The organism is Desulfosarcina sp. (assembly GCF_046496365.1).
Classification (GTDB): domain Bacteria; phylum Desulfobacterota; class Desulfobacteria; order Desulfobacterales; family Desulfosarcinaceae; genus Desulfosarcina.
Genome location: NZ_JAWOHB010000038.1, coordinates 1 through 6188 on the forward strand (window position 1 = coordinate 1; position 6188 = coordinate 6188).

The following is a 6188-nucleotide window of genomic DNA, read 5'->3' on the forward strand; positions in this document are numbered from 1 at the left end:
GACGCAAATGTTGTTGTCCATGACGGAAAATATTCGGCCGACCCGTGCCGAGGTGTCTGATGTGGCCAATGCAATTTTTGACGGGACAGACGCGGTAATGCTGTCCGAAGAGACGGCCATCGGGCGGCATCCTGTAGAAGCAGTTGAAATGCTGGCTAAAATTGCAGCATCCACCGAAAGGGAACGTAAAGCTGTCCAGGCCCTGGCCGATTTGCCCGCACACGTCAGGACGGGTGCGGGTTCCGGTAATTACCGTGTCGAGGAGATCTTTTCCCTGAATACCGCCGAATCCGCCAACGCGTTACATGTGCGCTATATCCTGGCCCACACGCAAAGCAAAGGCGCCGCTGGTTTGATCTCCAGATTCAAGCCGGACTGCTGGATACTTTCCTTTAGCGGCGATGAAAGAACAAATAATTTTCTGGCCCTGTCTTACGGGGTTTATCCTATTTGCCTTGAGGACGAAACCAATGCCTTTTCCGATGTGGCGATACGCTTTCTGACCCAGGCCGGGATGGTTGGAAAAGACGAGAGAATGATTTTGATAGAGGATGAATCGCATCACACCCTGCCGGAAATCGTGTCTATGAAAATCTTTAACGTCTGATCAAGGTGTATGAGATGCTTCAGGCACCTGCTTTCGAATTAAGGTTTTTATGAAAATAGGACTCTACAGGGCGACAACCCTGACAACGCTTCTGATCTGTGCGTATACGGCGGTGATCTGCGGCTGCCGGTCCGACCCGGAAACCGATGGGTCGAATGGGTCATCGGGTGTCGTTGTCGCCGTTCCCCATGGGTACATGGCCCGCCTGGAACAGGTGCACGATGGTCGGATGATCGGGTTCGGCCCCTTCGTAGGCTATTATTTTCGACCGGAAGACCCCGGGGACCTGAGCCGGCTGCGATTCGTCTGCTTCAACGAAAACCGGTTCTACAGTTCGGACATGCCCGACGGCGCCAGACTTTACGCAGGGACGGCGGTGCGGGTGACGCTGCCCCGGTCCGATGGGGTCATCCCGGCCCAGGACAGGATCAATCCGGTATTCTTTGGGGAAGCGCCCGAGGCCTGGCGCGACACGCGGCCGGAGCCCCGGGACGAGTTCGTTCATTTTCACTCCTGTTACGACGCTGCGGGACCGGTGCATACCGGATACTGGATTCGTCATGTGGCGGTCTCCGATTTCACTTATGACATGGGGGGCAGGGTCGGGCAAGAGAGTCCACTGTATCACCGCGTCCACAAAGGGCCGGACCGGGACTTTGCCAGGATTGTCGAGTTCGACAGGGGGCCAAAAAGGGACGATTGAACGGCACCTTTTTGAACCGACCGGAAACCGTTGAGGACGACATCGTAAATGGGAAGGAGAAATATGACATGAAAAACGAAAAGCGGATTCGTTATGCGGCGATCGCCGCGATTTTGCTGCTCGGTATCTACTGGTCGGCGGTCTCGGCGATCGGTGGCGCAGCCGGTCAAGCTTATCCCAACGCCGGTTTCCTGGCTACCGCCCAGTGGCTGAAATCCCACCAGGCGGACGCCTCCCTGGTGATCGTGGACGTTCGAATGGACAAGTATTTTGAGGGCAAACTGATTCCCGGCGCCATCCGCATGCCCTGGCAGCAATTCCAGTACGACGATGTCGCCGGAAACATGGGCGGGTTGTTCGTGGGCATCGTCCGTGCCCAGCAACTGCTGGGCGAACACGGCATCGCCCGGAACGACACCGTGGTGCTTTACGATTCGGTGAAACGGGACGGGGGCGCCACCAGTTCCTACCTCTTCTGGGTTCTCGACCTGCTGGGCCACAAGCACATGAAGGTTCTGGAGCGCGGTATCGACGGCTGGATCGATGCCGGCGGAGAAACGGTCGCTGCACCCCGCGAGGCCGAGGCGGTCCTTTACCAGGCCCCGTCGGGAGAGATCAATCTGCGTAAATGGGTCAAGGCCGATTACCTGCTGCCGCGGCTCGGCGATCCCTATTATCAGATCCTGGATGTCCGGTCCCGGGCGGAATACCTGGGCGAAGCACCCAATACCGGGCTGGACGGCACGGTGCTCAAACTGGGCCATATCCCGACCGCAACCAACATCGACTACACCCTCAACTGGACGACCCCCGACATCAAGGCGCTCAAGCCTTACGCGGCGTTGGAGAAACTTTCCAGCGGCCTCGACCCCGGCAGGGCCGTGATCACCTACTGCCATTCGGCCCGTCGGGGATCATTCGGCTATTTCGTGCTCCGGCTCATGGGCTTCGAGGACGTGATGCTCTATGAGCCATCCTGGATGGAATGGGGCAACAAACGGTATTACTTTCCTGTTGAAACCGCCGAAAACATCCTTGCCGGGGATGTCCTGCCGGGAACGTCTCCCTCACCCGCCGCCCTAGACCCTCTGGGAAAGACAAACCGGAAAGGCGGCGCGGCCCCTAAACCCGGAGGCGACCGCAGCTCCAAAAGCGGGTACGTCTCCTGCGGAGGATAAGCCCATGGAACACACGAACAGACAGCCCATCCCCTATTGGAATTGGATCCCGGCCGCCTTTGCCCTGGCGGGCATCATCGTCTTTATTTTTGCCACCTACGGGCCACCGGCCTCGTCCAGCGGATTCGTCAGCGTCCTCAAAGGCTTTTTCGAATGGGTGGCGCCGGATTACGTGGCGGCCAAGGCCCACTACAAGGCCATTCCCGGACCCGGCGCATGGCTTTTCACCTTTGTGTTGGGCATGGCCATCGGCGGCTTTGTCGCCGGGCGGACATCCAAAAAAATCCCGGTGCGCGATATGCTGCCGATCTGGGTGAAGCGCTTCGGCGACAGCCCGGCCAAACGATATTCGGCCACTTTTTTCGGCGGCTTCCTGATCCTTTTCGGATCGCGGCTGGCCGGCGGCTGCACCCTGGGGCTTTTCATCTCCGGGTCGACGCAGCTGGCCGTCAGCGGCCTTTATTTCGGCGTCGTCATTTTTGCCGTGGCCATGCTCACCGCCCGGCTGATCTTCGGGAAAACAGCGCAAGAGGAGGATATCCAATGACACAAATTTGGCTGGGACTCTTTTCGGGCATCGCCTTCGGATTCGTCATCCAGCGCATCGGAGCCACCGACGCCCATCGCATGGCCCGATCGCACCTGATGCTGGACGCGGATATCCCCCGGTTCATGGTCCTTACGGTGGCCCTTTCCGCCGTGGGCCTTTTCGGGCTCCAGTCGGTCGGTGTGGGGCGCACCCTGCCCCTGCCCACCAGCATCGTGGCCACGGGACTGGCCGCCGTGATCTTCGGCATCGGGTGGGGGCTGACCGGGTACTGCCCCGGCACCACCTGGGCGGCCGCCGGCGAGGGACGCATGGACGCAATCTTCGCCCTTTTGGGCGGACTGGCGGGCACGGCCCTTTTCGCCCAGTTGCACGAGACGCTGATCCCCGTTTTATACGACCCCACCAACGTCGGGCAGATCACCCTGACGGATCTGTTCGGCAGTCATGCCGCAGCCGTCGCGGTGTTGACGATCGGTTTCGGCTTGTGTACCTGGGGCATCGGTTCTCAATCATCAAGCCGACAGCGGCGATGAAAATGAGTGACAATGTTGCATTAGATCGGATTGCCGCAACAAGTGAACAGAAGCCAAAGAAAGTTTTTGATTCCATAAATTGAGATTGAAACACCTTTAGATATTTGAAGAACCGTTATGCAAATCCGGAGGGACCCTGCCATGACGCTAATGAACACTATTCAACACGTATTTCCACGGGCAACCGATATACCGGAAGCTCATTTGAAAGATATCCCCTGCATTCAGACCGGCTATCTCGTCAACGGTGAGATTCGGGTCTGGGACGGCCCCCGACAGGAGGTGCGATCCCCGGTTTGGGTGGCGGGCGATGCCGGCCCGGAGCCTTTTTCCGTCGGCGAATATCCGTTGTTGACGGAAGCCGAGGCCTTTCAGGCCCTCGATGCGGCGGTTGCCGCCTATGATCATGGACGGGGGTTGTGGCCCACCCTCCCCGTGGCCGCGCGCATCGAACATATGCAGCGCTTCGTTTTCCGGATGATCGAAGCCAAAGACCGGGTGGTTCGATTTCTGATGTGGGAGGTTGGAAAATCGCTGCAGGATTCGCATAAAGAGTTCGACCGGACCGTTCAATACATCAACGACACCCTGGCCGCACTTAAAGACCTGGATCGCATCTCTTCCCGGTTCACCATCGAAGAGGGCATCATCGGGCAGATCCGGCGCGCACCTCTGGGTGTGGTGCTCTGCATGGGACCGTTCAATTATCCGCTCAACGAGACCTTCACCACTCTGATACCGGCACTGCTCATGGGCAACACCGCGATCCTGAAGCCGCCCAAGCACGGTGCGCTGCTTTACGAGCCGCTCCTGGCGGCTTTCCGCGATGTTTTTCCCAAAGGGGTTATCAATATCATCTATGGCGAGGGGCGTAAAATGATACCCCCGCTCATGGCATCCGGCAAGATCAATGTGCTGGGTTTGATCGGAACGAGCAAGACGGCCAACGCTTTGAAAAAACAGCATCCCCACCCCAATCGGCTGCGCTGTGTGCTGGGGCTGGAGGCCAAGAATCCGGCCATTGTCCTGAAAGGCGCCGATCTCGATCTGGCTGTCCGGGAATGCATACTGGGCTGTCTTTCCTTCAACGGGCAGCGCTGCACGGCGCTGAAGATCCTGTTCGTCGAAGCCGGTATCGTGGACGCGTTCCTTGAACGTTTTGCCGCGGCCGTCAATGCCCTTGCCTTCGGCATGCCCTGGCAAAAAGGGGTTTTCATAACCCCGGTCGCGGAAAGAGACAAAACGGATTACCTGCGAGAACTGGTGGCGGATGCTGTCGCCCAAGGCGCCCGGGTCGTGAATCCGTCCGGGGGAACGGTTTGCGGCAGCTTCTTTTTCCCGGCCGTCCTTTATCCGGCCAACTCTGAAATGAGAGTCTATCATGAAGAGCAGTTCGGGCCGGTGGTTCCCGTGCTGCCCTTCGACACCATAGACCAGCCCATTGCTTACATGATCAATTCCAACTACGGCCAGCAAGTCAGCATTTTCGGCAGCGATCCGGATCAGATAGCAAGATTGATCGACCCGCTGGTCAACCAGGTCTGCCGGGTGAACATCAACAGCCAGTGCCAGCGGGGGCCGGACACGTTTCCCTTCACGGGACGCAAGGATTCCGCCGAGGGGACCCTGTCCGTTTCCGACGCCCTGCGCGTTTTTTCCATTCGAACCCTGGTTGCCGCCAAACAGACGGAGCCGAACAAGCAGATCATCACCCGCATCGTGCGGGACCACAAAAGCAAATTTTTAGCCACCGACTTTATTCTGTAATTGAGAGGGTTTTATGCCGCATCCCCTGATAAAAACAGCGTCCGGTTGCTTTCATGATCCGAATAGATTAAAATGGCGTCATTCCTACCAGGTGCCAAGTGACAGCCAACATGATCTTGGTTAATCGGGTAGCGTGGAACAACTCTATGAAAAGAGCGTTTCTGGAAATTCACAACAGGATTCTGGGGTCGATCCGCGAGCCCCTGATCGTGCTTGATTCCGATCTGAAAGTCGTAACGGCCAACCACACCTTTTATCAGACATTCAATGTCAAGCCCGACGACACCGAGGGCGTGCTGATCTATGACCTGGGCAACCGGCAGTGGAACATCCCCCGGCTCAGGAAACTGCTGGAAGAGATCCTTCCTCAGAATACCTCTTTTCATGATTTTGAGGTGGAACATACCTTTGAAACCATCGGCCTCAAGATCATGCATCTGAACGCCAAACGGATCTATGGCGAGGGCGGCCAGACCGATATGATTCTGTTGGCCATCGAGGATGTGACCGAACGCGAATATTATAAACGACATCTTGAGGAACTGGTTGAGGAACGAACCGCTGAAATCAGAAAACTCAAGGACCAGCTCGAAGCCGAGAGAGCCTACCTTCAGGAAGAGATCAAACTTGAATTCAACCACGAAAACGTAATCGGCCGAAGCAACGCAATCAAATACGTGTTTTACAAGGTCGAGCAAATCGCCGGCACGGATACCAATGTGTTGGTTCTCGGCGAAACCGGAACCGGCAAAGAGCTGGTGGCGCGGGCCATTCACCGCTTGAGCGCACGCAAGGACCGGGCCCTGGTGAAAATGAACTGTGCCGCCCTGCCTTCGAACCTGATTGAAAG

Annotated in this window: 7 protein-coding genes; all 7 read left to right on the forward strand. The window is 57.4% G+C overall.

Annotated features, from left to right (window positions below; genetic code table 11):
- A partial coding sequence (locus tag R6V78_RS02590) for a pyruvate kinase (protein ID WP_410287764.1) occupies positions 1–607 on the forward strand: 607 nt, incomplete at its 5' end.
- Between the two features lie 49 nt (positions 608–656).
- The gene (locus tag R6V78_RS02595; RefSeq protein WP_410287765.1) at positions 657–1310 is read left to right on the forward strand and encodes a hypothetical protein; all 654 of its coding nucleotides are present in this window, start codon (positions 657–659) and stop codon (positions 1308–1310) included.
- A gap of 68 nt (positions 1311–1378) precedes the next feature.
- Entirely contained in the window at positions 1379–2488 is a 1110-nt protein-coding gene (locus R6V78_RS02600; RefSeq protein WP_410287766.1) for a sulfurtransferase, read from the forward strand.
- Between the two features lie 4 nt (positions 2489–2492).
- Entirely contained in the window at positions 2493–3035 is a 543-nt protein-coding gene (locus R6V78_RS02605; RefSeq protein WP_410287767.1) for a YeeE/YedE thiosulfate transporter family protein, read from the forward strand.
- A complete protein-coding gene (locus R6V78_RS02610) occupies positions 3032–3571 on the forward strand; it encodes a YeeE/YedE thiosulfate transporter family protein (RefSeq protein ID WP_410287768.1) in 540 nt (179 codons plus the stop codon). The genes R6V78_RS02605 and R6V78_RS02610 overlap by 4 nt, the downstream gene beginning before the upstream one ends.
- Positions 3572–3775: 204 nt before the next feature.
- On the forward strand, positions 3776–5338 hold the full coding sequence (locus tag R6V78_RS02615) for an NADP-dependent glyceraldehyde-3-phosphate dehydrogenase (protein WP_410287769.1): 1563 nt from the start codon (positions 3776–3778) through the stop codon (positions 5336–5338).
- Between the two features lie 146 nt (positions 5339–5484).
- Positions 5485–6188, forward strand: a 704-nt coding sequence (locus R6V78_RS02620) for a sigma 54-interacting transcriptional regulator (protein WP_410287770.1), incomplete at its 3' end; no start/stop codon positions are given.

Coding starts and splice junctions, on each gene's coding strand:
- R6V78_RS02595 (WP_410287765.1), top strand. CDS start 657: ATGAAAATAGGACTCTACAGGGCGACAACCCTGACAACGCTTCTGATC.
- R6V78_RS02600 (WP_410287766.1), top strand. CDS start 1,379: ATGAAAAACGAAAAGCGGATTCGTTATGCGGCGATCGCCGCGATTTTG.
- R6V78_RS02605 (WP_410287767.1), top strand. CDS start 2,493: ATGGAACACACGAACAGACAGCCCATCCCCTATTGGAATTGGATCCCG.
- R6V78_RS02610 (WP_410287768.1), top strand. CDS start 3,032: ATGACACAAATTTGGCTGGGACTCTTTTCGGGCATCGCCTTCGGATTC.